This window comes from Neobacillus sp. NPDC058068, assembly GCF_042885335.1.
GTDB lineage: Bacteria > Bacillota > Bacilli > Bacillales > Cytobacillaceae > Neobacillus.
Genome location: NZ_JBHVSI010000023.1, coordinates 1 through 20,051 on the forward strand (window position 1 = coordinate 1; position 20,051 = coordinate 20,051).

Here is a 20,051-nt window from a genome sequence, read left to right on the forward strand (position 1 = left end):
GTCTCACCTGTCCCGCTGCTCCCGCAGGAGTCTCGCGCCTTCCACTCCAATCAACATTGTGCTCAAAATCAACAATGTTCTTTAACACAGCCTTAATAAAAGACCGTATGCCTCCCTGAGTAAAGTTTGTTTTTTCGACGGTAAATCCTCAGGGAGCAGCTTCAAGCAAGATATTTATTTGGGCGTAACTATAATCGTTTTCACTTCATATGGCTTAAGATAGGAGGATAGTGTGTTTCCTTGGACCGGGACAACAGCTTGTCTCTCCTCTAAAAGATTCGTTTCATCTGCAGAATGAACTGGCTTGGCCAAAGTTACTTGTGTTTCTTCTCTGCCGCCGCTTGATTCATACAGTCTAAGCGTGAGCCCCGTACCATCCTCAGAGGTTTTCACGGTATCAAGAATGACATGTTTAGACCTTGTCTCGATAAAGGAATGCGAACTTGGAAGATTCCCTTGATGGGAAGAAGTGCTCACGACAACGACTGGGTGGTTCAACTCATACCCTCGCTTCACTACTTCCGCCTCTCTCCAATCTCCCTCGTGCGGTAAAAGGGAGTAGGTAAATTCGTGATGCCCCAGGTCTGCCCCCGTGTCTGGCCATTTCGGTGCCCGTAACAAAGAGAGCCGCAGTACGTTTTGTTTCACATCATACCCATACTTGCAGTCATTCAACAAACTGACGCCATAACCCGCTTCCGAAAGGTCGGCGAAGCGGTGCCCGCAAACTTCAAACTGTGCCCTTTCCCAACTAGTATTGTTGTGGGTGGCTCTTTCCACCGTTCCGAACGGAATTTCAAACGTCGCTTTATTACTTGCTACATCAACAGGGAAAGCTACTTTTAATAGTTTATGCTCCTCCTGCCAATCTATTTTCGTTTGGAAATCGATTCGTTTACTTTGATGGTATAAAATCATTTCTTGTTCGATAATAGAGTCTGCCAGCTGCCATTTAAAACGAATCACGTCCTTCGTCTCGCCTTTTTGAATACCTTGCTCTAGAAAGACAACCGTTTCAGCAGGCTGGTCTTCAAATTTAGGGTCAATATCCCATGCATCCCAGACGAGCGGACGGTCATGGAATAGTTGAAATTGATTGGCAACCGCACCATTAGATAAGACCTCTCGTCGGGCCTTTTTGTCATACAGACGGGAAATTTCCCCCTTTTCATTCCATTCCAACAAATAAAACTCTGTTTCCCACTCGCGATAGATTTCCTCTTGATCTTCTATAACCTGTTTCCCCATATTTTTTAACCATACTGTCGTGTAACCCATTTCAGGAATGTCAGGAACATAAACAGATAATTCTAGTTGGCCATTTTCCATTGAAATGATGTCGGTTGGAAGGACATCACCATCCTGATTCACTGCTCCCTTTCCAACTAATTCAGGCCCGCCAACAATCCTCACCGTTTCAGAGCGTTTCCAGGATAAACCGTTAAATAAGATAACCGGATCCCCATTACCTTGAGTGTCAATTTGCCTTTCTAAAGAACGTAAGGCATTCTGTTTCACATTTTCGCCATATTCAAAAATCTTGTTATAATCCGATTCAGAGTCTATATACACTTCAGGAATAGAAGACCCTGGAATAATATCATGGAATTGGTTTAAGAGAAGTAATTTCCACCCTTCTTCCAATGACTGAAGAGGGCTTACTTCTGCAAAGATTGAAGCTAAACTGCTCCAAATTTCTGCCTCCCGGTAAAGGACTTCCGCTTTACGATTCCATTTCTTATTGCGGGCATGTGTCGTATACGTTCCCCGATGAAGCTCTAAATACATATCTCCGACCCATGTAGGCAAATGAGGATCCGCTTGGCGAATTCCATCAAAGAATTCGTGTGCTGTACTATTCACTACTGCAGGCAGACCTGGAAGAGATGCAGAACGATCTACATAATCAATCATTTCTTGGGTGACTCCACCACCGCCATCCCCATGTCCATATAGCAGCATTTGTTTTGGATAGTCATTCTTTTGCTTAAAACTATTCCAGTGATTTTCAATTTCTTTCGGATGAGTATATTCATTTAGTCCATGATTCAAATAGGAAAGAATCCGCGTCCCATCGATGCCTTCCCAATAAAATAAATCGTAAGGAAACGGATTGGTATCATTCCAATTCATTTTAGTGGTCATAAAGTATTCCAACCCGGCTTTCCTTAACAATTGTGGAAGAGAAGCACAATATCCAAATGTATCCGGGAGCCACTCAATTCTTGGCTGCAGGTCGAATTCATCCTTATAAAACTTCATGCCATATAATAGCTGACGTACTAATGATTCACCGGAAGGCATATTTAAATCAGGCTCGACCCACATGCCTCCAACTACCTCCCAGCGCCCTTCTGCAATATGCTTCTTAACCCTCTGGTAGATTTTTGGATAATGTTCTTTAACAAAAGCGTAAGCTTGCGGCTGGCTCTGGGCATAGGTAAAGTTCGGATTTTCATCAAGCAAAGTGCTCATCGTAGAAAAGGTTCGGCTGCACTTGCGAACAGCTTCTTTCACCGGCCACAACCAAGCCAAATCAATATGGGACTGACCTACCATTAAAATTTGGCCCTGAGTACTTCCAGTCAATGTGGATAGTCTTTTCTTTAACCCCTCTTCCACCTCTGCTACCCATGAACCATTCGTTAAGGCTTCCGGCTTTTCAAACAGAATCTTATGCTCAACCTCTGTCAAAGCCTCGATGATTTTGTATTTTTCCAGGTCGCCTTCCGGCAGCAATTCCGCAGCCTCATAATAACTTTTTACGGTTGCCAAAAGACTCTGGACAGCTATATTCGGCAGATCGAGGCTTCCTTTCAGAAGGGTTAGGGGAGGCGGATCAAATTCGGCTGGTTCATTCTGATTATTTAACTCATCGAGCGTTTGGCCAGCATAGTTAAATAATTCTATTTTAATATTGATGTTTTCTTTCCCCCGTACATTCTCCGGAAAAGGAACATAGCTTCGGTTCCGGTCAATCCCATGATAGGGCATGTCATCTAATGAAACCAATGCCTCGTGGAGAGTCCGGCGGCCTTTTGCGCCAGGAAGAAATGTCAGTCCAAACGGACGATTTCTCCATTCTGTTGGGATGGACACTTCTTTTTCTAAAAACATGGTAGTGCCTGAATCGATTAACCAGTCTCCTTCATTAATCAGGAAGGTTTCCTCAGATTCAATTTCGTATTTTACTGGCTCTACATAAAAGCCACGTTTTGCGCTCCAATCCTTGATTTGGATTGTCTCCAGGATCTGTTGATTTGATAAATACTGAATAAATCGCTGTATTCTCTGCAAAGTCGTTCCCTCCAAGTTGTGATTCTTTTAAACGCAATTAAAAGAATATGGCAGATAGATCTATCTGCCATATTGCAACACAGGTTATCTTAGCTAGCAGCCTTTTACTCCGACCATGTTTTTAATAGATAGTCCGCACTAGCCTTTAGCATTTTCTTCTTATCTTCCGGTACATCCTTAAATTGATTATGCTCCATAATATCTTTAAACTTCTCTAAGTGACTTGCCGCTTGTTTTAAGCGTCCGTCGTCATAATGTCTTTTCGCAGTGTTCAATGTTTCCACTAATTGTATACCAGCTGTTTCGCTCATTTCCTTTTTCTCAACCATTCCGTTTATTACCTCGAAAAGGTTTTCCAGACTAATCCTTACAACCGTACTGGCCTTATTTCCAGCGTAGTCTTCAATCACAAATTCAAGGATACTGTCCGTTGAGCTAGTTTTAAATGTGAGTTCAGTTAAATGAGTACGCCCGCGAATAATATACGGTTTGCGTCCTTGACTGTAGGTGGTATTAAACGTTTTAGCGACACCATTTTCATATACATACAGGTAGTGCCAATCTCTTGCCTCTGGTAATCCCCACGTAACAGAAGTTCCATCAATCATGACTTTTTCTGCCGGATACGCCTCGATCGAATGGTCAATAAACGTGCCGCAATAGCTTACCCAATCGTTGCTGCCGATTTTAATTTTTAAATGATATTTATCCCCATTAATCGGCATGTTGGACAGTTTTGCTTCTTTCTTGCCGCTGTTAACGGTGACAGTTTTGTTGACTTCTTTGGCATAGTCGTACTCGGTGGAAATATTGACAGTGACCTTTCCATTAACTTCCTCAGGATTCTCCCAAGAAACCACCATATCGCCGTTATCCGTTTGTGTTGCCTTAATAGCGTGAACCCCATTCGTTAAATCGTAATGGACAACTGCTGGTTCACTTTCCTGACCATCTTGACTTACAGCTGTCAGGGAAATTTCACCAGATAACCGCTTCAGGTTTTTGATGTAAAATACTCCATCATAAATTCCGCCAACATATGCCCCATTGTTATAGATATTGTATTGTTTGACTTCATCATAATCTTTTAGATCCCATGAGATATACATTTCACTGGAATCACGGAGAGCTTTTGATATTTGCAGGCCTGTTGGTGCCTTTGGTTTTGCTATCGATCCATCGCTAATCTTTACTTGCCCAATATTCATCTGATAATCTTCAATAACTGCATCGCCATTACCAAAAATAAGCCCAAATGCGGCAATCTCTTTGCCGGTATATGGAGATAAGTCAAGCTTTGCTGTCACCCATCCATCGGTCTGTTTTCCTGAGTTTGGTACTTCTACTTTAACAACCTTTTCAGGAGAGTCCTTAAAGAGTAAACCGATACTCATAACGGATGCATCATCTTGAGAGGTTTTATGATACGTAAGCGAAAAATTGGAACCCTCTTTTACCTGTAAATCGGTCTTATAGAGGCGTAAAAAGTTTTCGGCATCTAATTTGCCGTTAACCACTAGTGAGTTACCGCCGTTATAGGCGCCAATCTTTGTATAATCATAGCGTTTGCCTGCATTGTAATCAGGGCCAAAATCAAAATCTACCTTTAGCGGCGTACCAGTCGTTTCATTCCACCACTGCCATGTAACAGGAATATCCTGAATATTGATATTTGACCATTCTTCTGAATTGCTAAGCTTGCCATCGACATAATAGGCTAATCCGCGGCCCATATTAAAATTGGATACAAAGTTAGACCCATTAATGACACTTCGCTCTGCGATATATGCTGCAACGCCATCCCAGTTCCCCCCTATTGCTCCTACATCGGACAAGTCAACGGCTGCATTTCTGCCAGTGCGGGTTGGGTTCAGATACGGGCCTGACCACCATGCACGGTCGCGGATGAACGACATCCATTGATAATCGCGGTTATTCCGCCGGATGGTATCTGCTCCGCCAAGATCCTCATCTAATCCATGATGGGTAAAGTCGGATCCCAGCATGGCAATACTATTCATCGGCTTTCCGTTATCATCCAAATTATTTCGGAGATCATTCCGATGTTTTTTAAACCGATCGCCGCCCGCCTCAACGCCTGCGAACACCGTCTCGAGGGGATCTAAACCTAAACTCTCAGCATGCGCCTTTGATTTTTTCAATTTGTCTTTATTCCAAAGGTAATTTAAAAAAATCGAATGGGAGAGATCTCCATACTTTGGATCCTTTAGAAAAGGACTATTAACCGCTGTAAATTCGTTTTCGTACCTAGTTCTACCAGTTTCATTGTGGACGGAATCATACCATTGGACATATAGACCGTTATTTCTTAACACCTTTAAAAACTCTTTATATATAGGGATATCTTTCACCGCTACGCCTGAAGACTCTTCTTGGTTAAAGAAATAGCCGTCGAAACCATAATAATCGGCAATTTCAATCAGTTTTTCAGCAACAGGGAAGTTTCCATCCTTGTCCTTTACAAGCATTTGTGTATAGGTTTGCGGTCCCCTGTCATTGCTTGAGAAGAAAATGGCAGCAAGAGATTTTACCCCGTTTTTATGAGCGGCATTCGTATAAGCCGGATTTGGAATATTTAATATTCCAAATTCAAACCATCTTTCATACCATGGAAGATTAGGATTATATAAATCTTTCGGAACATCGGCTGTCGCCATACCATGCCAGTAGGAATAATAGTCTGTATACTGCCAGTACGGAAACGTGTATTCACCAAATTTATTCGTATAAGCCGTACTATCCATAAATGAATTCCCATAGTCACCGGCAAGATTAAACATTTGTGTTTTCGGGCTCAATTCAGGGTTTGCCTGTGTAGCTGCAAATGCTTCATTTCGTTCTTGTAACGGCACTTTTGCCCTGAGCATTTCAGCATATTTATCTATTTTCGGATCCCATTCGATAATGTCATTCGCTGTATACCCATGCTGGGTAGGCTGATTTAATTTGATTACACTGTCGCCCGTATAGGGCAGTGTGTCCCCGGCTAAGGCTGTGGATGAAAAGCTGGTCTGTAAAGTAAAAAGCATAGAAACCGTGAATATTAGTGATTTTTTTGTTTTTCCCATTCGAGAAAACATCCATTTCCCTCCCTTATTTGTTACCTACTAAACAATGTGGTCGTCCTGATCATTCTCATTGGAAGTTAATTGTGCTCTCTGCAGTAACCTAAAACATCTTTACCAAATGACTCGCTAGTAAAGCTTAAAGGATAGATTGATTGATAAGATCCACCTCCATTAAATTTAATGGCAAGAGCAGAGTCTCTCCATGTAAGCCCTTCCATTAATTTTAGCAGTATATTCCTTACCATCCTATTGGGGAAAACATAGATTCATTGGACAAAATAAAGAACACAATATGTAGACAAAACCGGCAAACTGATGGAACTTTCCCAGATCCAAAAGCTCAAACTCTCCTAATGCTAAAAAGCAATTTTTACGAAAAAAACGCACCACCTTTGATAGGTGATACGTTTTTAAATTTTCCTCCACTCGCTCGGTGTTGTGCCAATTATTTTCTTAAATTGTTTATAAAAGTAAGTGGTATCCGAATATCCAACTTTCTTCCCAATTTCACCTGCACGATAATGGCTTGTTTTTAGTAATTCCTTTGCTTTTTCCAATCGATAACGATTAAGGTACTCAGAGAAAACTACCCCGACTTCTTTTTGAAACAATTGCCCAAGATAGATCGCATTTACATGGAACTGTTGCCCCAATGTTTTTAATGATAATCCTTGATCATAGCGGGCATGAATAAACTCAAGAACATTTTGCACAATTGGGCTCCGCATATGAACTTGATTATTAATTGAAAGAATTAACTCATGACAATACTCCTTCAAAATAGCTTTCACCTGATGGACATCAGAGCTATAGACCATTCTTTCAACGGCCGATGTATAATGAGAAAGATCATCCGGCTGTAATGAATAATGGATGTAGGAAATTAAATCAAAAGTATACTTGTTAACAGCTTGCGGTGAGATAAATGTTGATTTCTTAGTTAAATAGTGAAAGAATGAATCAATCATTTGAAATGTTTCTTCATCGGCTATCAATAATTGCTTTACTATATTTTCTTTAAATTCTTGCTGTCTTTTTAATTCTTCTTGCCGATCAATCGTAAGTCTATCTGAAATAAGCACATTAGGCTCTGAATATAGTTGAAGTAGGCTATATTCGCTTGCAACGGTAAAACTCACTTCTAATTCATCCATTGTTTTAACCGGTTTTCCCATAGTTAGATAGAATAGACCAATCCCCTTTTGTTCGTCACAAAGTTGATTCACAAGGCTTTGGTTCCATTTAACTAATTCTTCTTCATTCGTACTTCCAAAAATAATTATTAATTCTTGATTTGGACTATAGAGACATGTGGCGGAATAATATTCTTCAATAAAGTTTCGAATATCCTTTAAAATCGGTGTCTTTTGGTAATGTTCAAAGTTTAAAATCGAAACAAGATAAAACGGTTGGTTAAATTGGATATCATATAATGCCATTCTTTCAAGGAAATCATTTTTGTCAATTTCACCATTGATAAAACGCCATAAGGTATTATCCCGCAATGTGGTCGTTTCTTGAGGATGATCTGAACCCTTCACAGCATTCAATTTCTGACCTACATTTTTGACGGTTACCAATAATTCTTCCTCATCCACGGGCTTCACTAAATAGTTTTCAATTCCTAATAGCAGTCCCTGTTTAATAAATCCAAACTCTTGATAACCGGTTAATACAATACTTTTTATTAGAGGCTGAATTTCCTTCGCCTTTTTGACTAATTCCAATCCAGACATTTCCGCCATTAAAATATCGGTTATCAGAAGGTCAATTTGATTTTCCTTTAGGTAGGCAAGAGCTTCTTCCCCGCTTTCCGCCGTATAAGCAATTTCAAACCCGTAATCCTCCCAATCCAATAGAGCCGTCAGACCTAATGTTATGAGAGATTCATCATCAGCCAGCAGTACCTTATACATGGTTAATTCCCCGCGCTGGAATGGAAAGTGTGACAATCGTGCCTTGGTTTTTAATGCTTTTTAGTGAAATTCCAAACTGGTCTCCATATTTTAGTTTTAAACGTTGATGGATATTTCTTAATCCGATTGATTTCATCTCATCGCCCTCTTCACAATTGATATGTTGAACAATGTTGGAAAGTTCCTCCTCAGTCATCCCCTTACCATTGTCTTCGATAGATATTTCAATTTTCTCGCCAAGGGTTACAGCACGAATGAATAGCTCATTATTAGTCCAATCCTTTTTAAAACCATGAACAAAATAATTTTCAATAATGGGCTGAAGAATTAATTTTTGTACGAGTGTTTGTTCCACATCACTAGGAATATCCATATGCACTTCTAGTTTATTTGGATGTTTAAACTGCATCAATTTTAAATATTGATTTACATATTCGATTTCGGTATATAACGGTACCACGTCTTTAGACTCTAACGAATATCGAAAAAGTTTAGCTAAATGGAAGATCATTTTACTTGAGGTTTTTGAACCCTCTACCACAGCAACCATCCGTATCGCTTCGAGTGTATTAAATAAAAAATGCGGATCAATTTGTGCTTGAAGTGCTTTTAATTCTGCCTGCTGCTGCTTCATATTAAGCAGGTAAAATTGTTCTATATAATTATTTAATTCAGTTATCATAGAATTGATGTTAACTGCAATCTTTGATAATTCATCTTCATGCTTGGATTCTGGAATTCTTACATCAAAATTTCCTTTTTCCACCTGACGAATAATCGAAACAATCTTATTAATTCTTCGCGAATAATTTCGCGTAAACGAATAAGAGATTAAAATGGCAACAAGAATGAGGAATATAATAACAACCCACATAGTTCCCCTTACTATCGATAGCTTTTGCCAGCCTTTATCAGGGATTACACCTACATAGGTATAATCACCCTTGTTGGCAATAGTGTTCATATAATACTTTTCATGTTTCCAATCTATTTTCTTCTCATTTGTTTCATTTTTTACTTGTTTGATCATATCGACAGGGACACGTTTATTGACCGAATAAATAATAGTGTCATCCTCATCGATCAAAAAGAAAGAAGCTGGTGCTCCTTCTTGCTTTTTTAACATCTTGTCTAAACGATCTGTCGAGTAATAAAAAGAAATCTCGCCAATTTTTTTGAGCGTTACTGGATTGTTAATGACAATCCTTTTTGTGATTGTGTTTCTTAATTTCCGGTCTTTTGGCAGGCCGTCGCCACTTATAATCGGTATTCCCAGTGAAAGTAACGGGTCTACATTTGTACCATGATCAACAATGCTTTTATTCCAGCGAATGTTATCCTTGATTAATAAATATTCAATTGAGGGACTTTCCAATGAACGCAAACTAATTGCATTTAGATCACTATCCTGGCTAAAATAACCATTAAAATATGTATCGATATTACTTGGCGTAAAAGATTTATCGTTTGAAAATTTATCTAGACGGAACTCTAAATATTTCTCGTATCCATTGTTAAGGGCAAAGGTTATATCATCAATCATTTCCCCTTTAACATACAGTTCTCTTACGGCCCTGCTAATATCTGCCTCTTTAGTGGAAAAGTAATCCTCTACTCTTTCCAGCGTTCTAGTATTGATATTGACTTCCTTTTGAATAATAATATCCGAATAATAGTTGGTAATCGTAACAATTAAAAATATGACGGTCATTATAATGGTGATGGAAGATGTTAAAAATAATTTATTAAATATTTTTTGGTCAAAACGCCCTTTTCCTCTTATTCCCATTTCAATTTCCTTTAATTTTCATAGTTTTTTCAAGTTTAACACAATTGAATAAAATCCTCGATGACCATTGAAAGAAATAAAAAAGTGCTGAAATAAAATCAAGCTGGAATATTCCACCCAGCTTGATTTTGATCATTTATTATTTTTTGCTTTTCCAGTCATCATATTGCTTTTGAATCTCTGTTAAGACTTTATCAATTCCAGCATCTTTTAACTTTTTATTGAATTTTGGCAGATATTCATCTGGGTCTACAGAACCTGTTGCCAATGCTGGGTAGAATTCTTTCGAAATATTTGTAATTGAAGCAAGTTCAGAGCGAACTGAATCACTATTAAAATTAAAGCCAAGTGATGGTGCCTTTACAGCGGAAGCATTAAACTCCGCAAATTTTTCCCATTTATCCTTAGGGTCATTACTGTAAAGATTTAAGATAAAATGGTTTCCTAATGAATAAGATGGCATGTTAAAACCGTCAACACGTGCTGGAAGATCTTCAATTGTGCCGTCTGCATTCTTTTTGTAATGTACACCTTCAATTCCCTTATCAACAAGGTTGCGAAGATATGGGTCTGTATTAAGCAAAGTTAAGAATTCCATTGCTTTTTTTGGATTTTTTGAGGTAGCCGAAATCGCTTGAATTGAACCAGATACGGAATCATTTACAACGGTTGGTTGTTCAGCAGGTGCAGAAACAAGATCATATTTTGCCGAGCGAGACCATAGTAAATCAGCATATGGCTGTGAACCGCCCATGCGTACAAACCAGTTTTCTACATCCATTGGCCAGCTGTCTTTACTTGTAGCTGCATCTTCTTTTAGGTAGCCGGCTTTATAATATTTGTGCATGGTTTTAAGTGATTTCATTGCTTCATCTGTATCAAATGGATTAATTACATGGTCAGTGTCACCCGCAAATGGGAAGGCAAATGGCATTTCTTCATTAAATACATAGTCATAGCGTAAAAACGCCTTAAATGTTGCCATTGGTGTAATACCAGATTCATTTTCTTTAATGGTTTTAAGCATTGGCTCAAGGTCTTCTAAAGTCAATTCTTTCGAAACATCGAATTTGTATTTGTCTACAAGTCTTTTATTAAACGTATAAACAGTTTGTCTGGCAACCTCTTTATTAGCAGGCACACCGTAAATTTTTCCGTTAACCTTAATTCCTTCTAAAAAGTCTGGATTGATAGCAGCTTTAAGTTCTTTAGCTTCATTGTTTAACATATCATCTAAGGCTAAGAATGCACCTTTTTGGGAATTTTGCACATAATCTTTACCATTTGTAAAAATAATATCAAACTGTTCTCCAGAATTGATCATGACTTGGGATTTTTGTGCCCAATCGCCCCAGTCAATTTGCGTCATTTTAACTGTGGCATTGATCTTTTCCTTCAAATATTTATTCACTTCCGCATATACTTTGTCTGTATCCTTTTGTGGGGTTCCAATGGTATACCATTTAATTTCATACGGCTGACCTTTTTTCCCGTCTTTTTCCGAAGAAGAACTTTCTTTACTGGTGCATGCAGAAAGAATGGTTCCAATGGAAAGAACTAATGCAAGTAAAAATACTAACTTTTTCTTCATTCCTAATACTCCCCTTTTCTATTTTTTTATTCTTTAACGCCGCCAATAGTTAGTCCGCTAATAAAGTACTTTTGAAAGAACGGATAAGAGACTGCTATCGGTAATGTGGCGATAACGACCATGGCCATTTTGGCTGAATCTTGCGGAAGGGTATCAAATATTGTTTTTTGCATTAAACCAATCTCAACATTTTGCCTCATAAATTCAAGGTTTGCTTCAATTTTCATGAGTAAGGCCTGGAGCGGCACTAATTTTGGGTCATCAATATAAAGTAATGCCGTAAACCAATCATTCCAATAACCCAATGTACTAAACAAGGCAATCGTGGCAATCCCCGGAAGCGAAAGTGGAAAGACGATTTGAAAAAAGATCCGCCATTCACTTGCCCCATCAATTCTAGCAGATTCCAAAATAGATTCTGAAACAGACTTCATAAAGAAGGTTCTCATAATGATAATATAGAAAGCATTCATAACAAGTGGCAGGATTAACGCCCAAATGGTATTTTTCAGCCCTAGGAATTGGGTGACAACGATATAGGTTGGAACTAATCCACCGCTGAACAGCATCGTAAAGAATGCTAGAAATGTGAAGAATCTTCTATACTTAAATTGTGGTCTTGAAATTGCATAAGCATAAAAGGATATCATCAACACACTAATAACCGTTCCTACTACTGTAACCAAAATCGTTACACCATAAGAACCGAGCAATTGATCCTTAACATTCCATAAGTAGTGATAAGCATCGGTACTCCATTCCGCCGGGATAATTTGAAAGCCATGTCTTACAATGCTTTCCTCACTTGTAAAGGAAATAATAATGACATAGATAAAAGGAAAGACACACAGAAAAGTAAAAATACCTAACAGCACACTGAAAATGGCATTTGTAACTGGATGCAACTGATGATAATCTCTATTCTTTTGTTGTTTAATCTTCGCACCACCCCCTTTCATTGATTCCAATGGTTGTGATACAACGACTGAGCCTTGAGTCTGAGTTTGTTTATTTGGCATATATTTAGCCGCCGGGCGACTTTCCCTCCTTTCTGAGAAATGCGTAAGCGCCTTGGTCAGCCCCGACCAGCACAAGACAAGCCGGCGAGAAGGCTGTTCTTTAGCCTTCTTGACGGATTGGCTTGTGACCTCGAGGGGCTAGGCGCTGAAGCTGGACAATTGAAGAAGCTATTTTTAAAACAATGCACTTTCATTATCAACTTTTCTAACGATATAGTTTGTGATCATAACAAGGATGAAACCAACAGCCGACTGATAAAGTCCCGCAGCAGTACTCATACCGATATCACCCAAAGTCATAAGCCCCCGGTAAACGAATGTGTCGATAACATTTGTCACTGGGTATAAGGCTCCCGAATCTCTTGGTACTTGATAAAATAGTCCGAAATCCGAGTTAAAGATCCGACCAATATTCATAATGGTTAAGATAATCATTAATGGCTTTAGCATTGGAAGGGTAACATGCTTAATCTGCTTCCATTTCGATGCACCATCGATCATAGCCGCTTCATAATAAGTGCGGTCAATTCCGACAATCGATGCTAAATAAACAATACTTCCATATCCTACACCTTTCCAGATGCTCATAAAAATGATGATATATGGCCAATATTTAGGCTCGTTGTACCAGGAAACAGCATCAATATGGAACCAGCCCAGAATATTATTTAACAGGCCGCGGTCCGAACTCAAGAAGGTGAATACAAAGTAGCTCCCGATAACCCAAGAAATAAAATGCGGGAACAGCATGCCAGTCTGATAAACCTTTGATAATCTTTTATTTACTAACTCGCTGAGTAAAATTGCCGTTGCGACCGCTGCCACAAGTCCCAATACGATAAAAACAAGATTATACAGAATCGTATTTCTTGTAATAACAATGGCATCATTTGTGCTAAACAAATATTTAAAGTTCTCCCAGCCAACCCATTCACTCTGTATAACACTCGCAAAAAAACCGTCCGGATGAATTCGAAACTTTTTAAAGGCCAATACTTGACCAAACATTGGCAAATAAGAGAATAATAGCAGCCAAATCGTTCCTGGTAAAACCATAAGTAACCAGATCCTATTTTGATAGATATCACTGAATATCTTTTTCACATTTATCCTCCTCTCGCAGTAATGTAAGCACTTCCATATCTATATTCTATAGGTGAAAGCGTTTTATTTATAGTTGACTAATTTGGGATTAAGTGCAAAAATCTTAGAAATCACTCTGTTTTCATAGAGGAGCCAGTCTCGCAAATGTGGTGGGCTTAGCAGGAAACGTTAAATGGCCGACTGGAACATTCCAATCGGTCATCTTTTTCTACTATAAGATTCTGAATGTCTTAATTTCATACGGTTTGATGTCAAACTCAATTGGTGATTGTGATACTTCTGTCATTGGTTCTTCCATCAAATTGGTCTCTTCCCATGATGTGATGTCTTTTCGAACGTTCAGAGACACCTTGCCTCTTCTTCCCTCATATTCATGCAATCGGACAATCACGCCATTGCCATCGTAAGCCGGCTTAATCGCATCAATCCAAATATGGTCTGTATCCGTTTCAATAAATGAATCTTCCATCGTCCATTTCCCTTCAACAGCGAAAATTGGATCATTTAAATCCCACGCTTTTTCCACTGTCCTCGCCTGGCGCCAGTCGCCAAGATGCGGATACAGCGAATACGTAAAGGAATGCATGCCTTGATCTGCTTCTGGGTCAGGATGTGTAGCTGCTTTTAATAAGGTTAAACGCATCACATTTTCCTTGATGTCATACCCGTATTTGGAATCATTCAGCAGACTTACTCCGTAATCAGGTTCTGAAAGATCGGCCCATTGGTGTCCGACTGATTCAAATTTTGCCATTTCCCAGCTTGTATTCCAATGGGTCGGTCGCTTCACATTGCCATATTGTATATCATAGGTTGCCTCTGTTGCGCGAACATCCACCGGAAATGATGCCTTGAGTAATTTACGTTTTTCATGCCAGTCCACATTGGTTTCAAAGTCAATCCGACGATCATTTTCATAAAAAACAATCCGCTGAGAAATGTCAGAATGATGATACTTCCAGTTGACATCGAGCACAAAAGTTAGCCCGCCATTTTCCACTACTTCAAATGTGGCGATATCACGGATTTCCTCCATCTTTTCCTGATAGAAAATATCAATATCCCAAGCATCATGGGCAAGCGGTTTATCTTCAAAGATTTGCAGCACATTGCCGCTTTGACCCTCAGCTAACACATGGCGCTGTGCTTCTTTATCATAAAGCTTTGTGATCTGTCCGAACTCATTCCACTCAACAAGATAATATGGCGATTCTAGTTTCCTATCTTGGTAGCTAAAGTTTGTTTTTGTTTCCTTTGTATTTTCAAGCGGTTCAAAATACAATGTTTGAGCTCCAAACGATGGAAGGGCATCCACTTCAACGAGCCAGCCTTCAGGACGTTTTTGATGGGTTAACACTTTGCCGCTGCCATCTTTCCAGATCCCTGCTGCAAAATCAGCAAACTGAGAAATGAACACATTCTTACTGCCCGTACGATGTGTAGTATTAAAGACAACAACAGAACGGTCTGCTTTTTCAACTCCATTTTGAATAACCATCGTTTCCACTTGATTAACGATTTGGAGAGCCTCAGCGTATTCTTCCTTGGCATCTTCATATACTTCATGAATCGAGGATCCGGGAATAATATCATGAAATTGATTTCTCAGAATAATTTTCCAGCCGTTTTTCAGTTCCTCATCGCCAAGCCATGCTCCATTTTCGGAAAGCCAGGAGGATAAAAATTCAGCCCTTCGATACAAGAGTTCCAGCTTGCGATTCATTTTTTTCATAAATGCCTGGCTTGTATAGGTACCACGATGGTATTCCAGGTACAGTTCGCCATCCCATTTATGAATATAGCCAGTTGATTTCTCCACATTTTCATGTAGCTTTTCGAAAAATTCTCCTGCTGTTGAGGTTTTCACATTTGGCATACCAGGCATTTGGTCAAATCGTCTTCTCATTTCGAGCATATGGCGATTGACACCGCCGCCGCCGTCACCGTACCCGTATGAAAGAAGCAGGTCTTTGGATAAATCTTTGTCACGATAGCCGTTCCAAGCACCTTTAACCGTTTTTGCCGTAATGTAACCGTTATAGGTGTAAAACCAGGAATCCGGGCCATTCCATGGTTCCGGTGTGGTGATAAAGTGTGTTAATATCTCCGAACCGTCAATTCCCTTCCAGTAAAACGTATCATGCGGCATCCGGTTATATTGATTCCAGCTAATCTTCGTCGTCATCATCGTATTGATGCCGGACTTTTTCAAGATTTGCGGCAGTGCCCAGCTGTAACCGAAAACATCTGGAAGCCATAAATATTGACAATCGACACCAAACTCTTCATTAAAGAAGTTTTTTCCGTGCAGAATTTGCCGGACAAGAGATTCACCGCTTGGGATATTACAGTCGGCTTCGAGCCACATTGCGCCGCCGGCTTCCCACTGGGCTTCCGCAATTCTTTCCTTCATCTGTTCGTAAATGTCCGGATAGTCCGTCTTGATATAATCATAAAGCTGTGGCTGCGTCTGAAGGAATAAATATTCAGGGAACTGCTTCATTAAATGCAGGACCGTTGAAAATGAACGGGCAGCTTTCTCTCTTGTGTTCTTTAAGCGCCAAAGCCAAGCTACATCAATATGGGTATGGCCGACAGTATGTATCGTAATATTGGATGACTTTTCGATCGACTGAAGCGCCTTAGTCAGGCTGGTTTCGGCTTCATAACAAGACTCATAAAATTCAAGACTTCCGGGTTCCGTCCAATTAATGAGCTGTAAGGCATCCTGGATCATTTGTTTCAAAGCCGAATAGGCGGCATCAGCCTCATTTGTTTCCATTAATACCTCGTAAGCAGCTAAAAGGGTGTAGTATAGATTATCGACCCTTGTGTCCAGCCAGCCGATTCTTGCCTGCTCCAGTTTAAATTCATTCTCAACCGGCATGCCGCCGCCTTCAAGTCCAGACCAGAGTCTGAAATCTAAACGCATCGGTCCCTTTGCCGTCTCTTCATCAAAGAGAACTTCTTCATGATTGGAGTCGACACCTTGGTATGGTTTGCCGTTCACAAAAAGTAACGATTCAAACCCGGAATTATTCCCTCCGCCCGTCTTGCCAAACGAGAATATTCCTGCGACTTGATGATTGCTGTTTGGCAGGTGGCCATCAACATCAGCATGAAGCCAAATATAGCGGTCCCGGCCCTTCCAATAGTCGCCAATCTTCATGATACTATCTTCGTCGTAGACTACTGGTGGATGAGCACCAATCTCACCGTCATCCTCATGTGTGTGAAATTGCTCAATCGTAAAGCAATCACGATAACGATAACCCTCTAATTCCCTTATACGCGCTTCAAATTTTCTTTCGGTTAAAAACATGTCATCACCCCGTTTGGTTGGTTTACTAAATTATTTTCACTCTCATGGGCACTGTGAGCTCTTCTGAGTGCCCGGAACCCTTAGTTTTTCGCTCTCATGGGCACTGTGAGCTCCTTTGAGTGCCCGAACCCCTTGGTTTTTCACTCTCATGGGCACTCTGAGCTCTTCTGAGTGCCCGGAACCCTTAGTTTTTCGCTCTCATGGGCACTGTGAGCCACTTTGAGTGCCCGAACCCCTTGGTTTTTCGCTCTCATGGGCACTGTGAGCTCCTTTGAGTGCCCGAACCCCTTGGTTTTTCGCTCTCATGGGCACTGTGAGCCACTTTGAGTGCCCGAACCCCTTGGTTTTTCGCTCTCATGGGCACTGTGAGCCACTTAAAGTGAGAAATTCCCGGCAGTTACAATTCGATGATATACATTGCCGCCTACTAACCCGTCAACAATTTCCCATGGGCCATCATGGCGCAGGCGTTTTTCTTCTAACTCTTCCAAACTAGTAATTCTTCCATCTAGCCACTCGTTGATCCGATATTTAACCGAATCAATCCGTGTAATCACGCCGCCATAACGAATATCAATCACTTCCCAGCCAAATGGCTTATAGGCTGCAAACCATACTTTGCGGTGCTTTTGGCGTAAAAGATCCACATTGGTTTGAATCTCATCCAATTTAATCAGGATTGATTTCATTTGCTCGTAATCCTTTTTCTCATACGCATCTTTTAGCGTGATGCCGATTTCCGCCTTCACACTAAGAACCCTTGCTAATTGTTCGTAGAAGCCAAATAAATCCCCCCAGGCTGAATTATTTTGCTTTGCCTTCTCAAGCTCTGGGACTAATTTTTCATAATGCTCGCCTAAAGACAGGCCGCAGATATTTTCATCATATAAACCAATTAATACATCTTGGTAAAGTAACACTTTTGAAGTCATCGAAGTGTTCATATTATCCTTCATGACACCAGGTGTTTCATCTAGCTTTTTTAAAATCATAAAGTCAGCAAAATGACCATCGCCGCAAAATTCAAAGCGCTTCGATACCTGTTCTGGAGTCACATCCTGATGATAGGTGTGTTCCGCGAACAGCTGCAAGATTGGCAGAGAAGTAGCAAACGGCGTTTCTGCCCCGTTATCGCCCCACATCGTGACAAAGACTTCCTTTACCCCTTCCTTTTTACAAGCGGCAATGCCGGCCTCCGTCGTCACAATCGCTTTCCCATAGTTCGGTGCGATTCCGTTCCATGTCCAGGCCCCGCCAGCAAATATTGGAGTTTTTCCGAGCAGCTGATGGTTTTTAATCTCTTTTTCATAAATCTCCTGATCTTTGCTATAATAATTCCAATAAACAAGCTCTACATCCGGAACCTGAGCAATAAGATCTTCCGGTATTTTGCCGGTCTCATCTTTATATTTGCTATCCTCGGCGAACAATGGAAAATACATATCGCTCCAAATCATCGGTTTAAGCCCATGCTTTTCTGTAATGGACACGACCTCTTGAAGATGTCGATTCATCAGATCAATATGGTTTTCATAGCCATGCTGCTGCAGGTATTTTCCTAACCCAAGCTGGAACGTCTCATCCATGCCAATATGAATCCGTTTTGTCTTAAATGGTTCCGTTGCAGCCTTAATACAATTCTCTAAAAACTCATAGGTTTTAGGCTCATCGACTAGTAAAATATCATCTGTATCCCTAAACGCTGCCGCATAATTCCATTTCAGCGCCTCTTTTAGGTGACCCAATGTTTGAATACAAGGAATCATCTCAACGCCCAGCTTCTCGGCATATTCATCAAGGGCCTTTAATTCTTCAAACGTATACCGTCCCCGCATGTAACCGAAATATGGATGTTCCTTAACCTCATATGTATCCTCTGTATAAAGCATCAAGGTATCCAGACCCATCACAGCCATTCTTCGCAGCAGATTTTCCACCTCAGGAACTGTGGGCACGGCATTTCTCGAAGCATCGAGCATAACACCACTCATCTCAAACTGCGGCTCCTCTGTTACATCAAATTCAGTTTCATCTTGAAAATGTTCCATCCAAAGTCCTAATGCCCGGAAAAAGTGAATCGTTTTTTCAAAGGAGATTTCCCCATAGCCATTTTTATTCGCGACCCTTATGGGACCATTTTGATTTTTAACATGTACAGGGTGCCCATCATGAGAAAGTTGAAAATTTACATTCCCCATTACAAGTTTAAGCCCTTCAGCAACTGAAGATATTTCGCCTATTAAGTGAAGTTTCATCTTGCTCTCCCTTTTCACGTTCAAATTATATTATTGTTGATTGGCTATTTTTTCAAGCTTATTAAACCGGTTCAGGCAGACCCTCATCATCCAATAAGCTGGTGCGACAGCGGAAATAAAGGGGATTAAGCCTGGAACCTTCAACATTACCATGCTTACAATAAACAGCCCTGCACCAATCCATATGGTTGGTCCGAAGCCTGTCACTGCAAACAGAAAGGATTGTTTAATATATTCCTTATTGGATAGCTGATAATGGACATAGATCGCAAAGAAATAACCAATAGACATGATAAACAGGAATGCGACAAAGTATAAAAATACGAGCAGAAAGATTGAAAAAATGCCAGTCATGACTCCTATTACAATCCGTATATCGACAAAGAGGAAAAGGCCAATGCAGTAAAACACAAGGCCAATTCCATTACTCCTCTTCCATTCTTTAACATACACATACTTAAACGTCTTCCAAACAGACAAATCTGTATCTTTTCTAATCCATTTCCGGACAATGGTAAAAAGGGCAACAGTTGAAGGAAAGAAGCCCAAAACTCCTAATCCTAGAATGGTAAAGGCAATCCAGCACAAATTGGCCGAAATAACCCTCCATATCCATTCAAACACAATCATCCATGAACCTTTTTTCATGATGTATCCCCCTTTCCAATA

The 20,051-nt window shown here is 40.2% G+C and carries 10 protein-coding genes; all 10 read right to left on the minus strand.

What is annotated here, in order from left to right; genetic code table 11:
* Positions 1-174: 174 nt before the first annotated feature.
* The 10 genes from ACFVSW_RS22730 to ACFVSW_RS22775 all read right to left on the minus strand — a co-directional run bounded on the left by ACFVSW_RS22730 (position 175) and on the right by ACFVSW_RS22775 (position 20,030).
* Complete coding sequence (locus ACFVSW_RS22730) at positions 175-3,297, minus strand: alpha-mannosidase (protein ID WP_387318891.1); 3,123 nt, start codon at positions 3,295-3,297, stop codon at positions 175-177.
* 104 nt (positions 3,298-3,401) lie between these two features.
* Positions 3,402-6,398, minus strand: coding sequence for an endo-beta-N-acetylglucosaminidase (locus tag ACFVSW_RS22735; RefSeq protein ID WP_387318892.1), 2,997 nt, complete (start codon positions 6,396-6,398; stop codon positions 3,402-3,404).
* 398 nt (positions 6,399-6,796) lie between these two features.
* Positions 6,797-8,302, minus strand: a complete 1,506-nt coding sequence (locus ACFVSW_RS22740) for a response regulator transcription factor (RefSeq protein WP_387318893.1) — start codon at positions 8,300-8,302, stop codon at positions 6,797-6,799.
* The gene (locus ACFVSW_RS22745; RefSeq protein ID WP_387318894.1) at positions 8,295-10,091 is read right to left on the minus strand and encodes a sensor histidine kinase; all 1,797 of its coding nucleotides are present in this window, start codon (positions 10,089-10,091) and stop codon (positions 8,295-8,297) included. The genes ACFVSW_RS22740 and ACFVSW_RS22745 overlap by 8 nt, the downstream gene beginning before the upstream one ends.
* Positions 10,092-10,230: 139 nt before the next feature.
* Positions 10,231-11,682: an ABC transporter substrate-binding protein gene (locus ACFVSW_RS22750; RefSeq protein ID WP_387318895.1), complete on the minus strand. Its 1,452-nt coding sequence runs from the start codon at positions 11,680-11,682 to the stop codon at positions 10,231-10,233.
* 26 nt (positions 11,683-11,708) lie between these two features.
* A complete protein-coding gene (locus ACFVSW_RS22755; protein WP_387318953.1) occupies positions 11,709-12,641 on the minus strand; it encodes a carbohydrate ABC transporter permease in 933 nt (310 codons plus the stop codon).
* Positions 12,642-12,875: 234 nt separating this feature from the next.
* A complete protein-coding gene (locus tag ACFVSW_RS22760; RefSeq protein ID WP_387318896.1) occupies positions 12,876-13,805 on the minus strand; it encodes an ABC transporter permease in 930 nt (309 codons plus the stop codon).
* 211 nt (positions 13,806-14,016) lie between these two features.
* Entirely contained in the window at positions 14,017-17,127 is a 3,111-nt protein-coding gene (locus tag ACFVSW_RS22765; protein WP_387318897.1) for an alpha-mannosidase, read from the minus strand.
* 374 nt (positions 17,128-17,501) lie between these two features.
* Positions 17,502-19,382 (minus strand): beta-N-acetylhexosaminidase, encoded by a 1,881-nt coding sequence (locus ACFVSW_RS22770; protein WP_387318898.1) that lies wholly within the window; start codon positions 19,380-19,382, stop codon positions 17,502-17,504.
* A 30-nt stretch (positions 19,383-19,412) separates the two neighbouring features.
* On the minus strand, positions 19,413-20,030 hold the full coding sequence (locus tag ACFVSW_RS22775) for a YesL family protein (protein WP_387318899.1): 618 nt from the start codon (positions 20,028-20,030) through the stop codon (positions 19,413-19,415).
* Between the last annotated feature and the right edge of the window lie 21 nt (positions 20,031-20,051).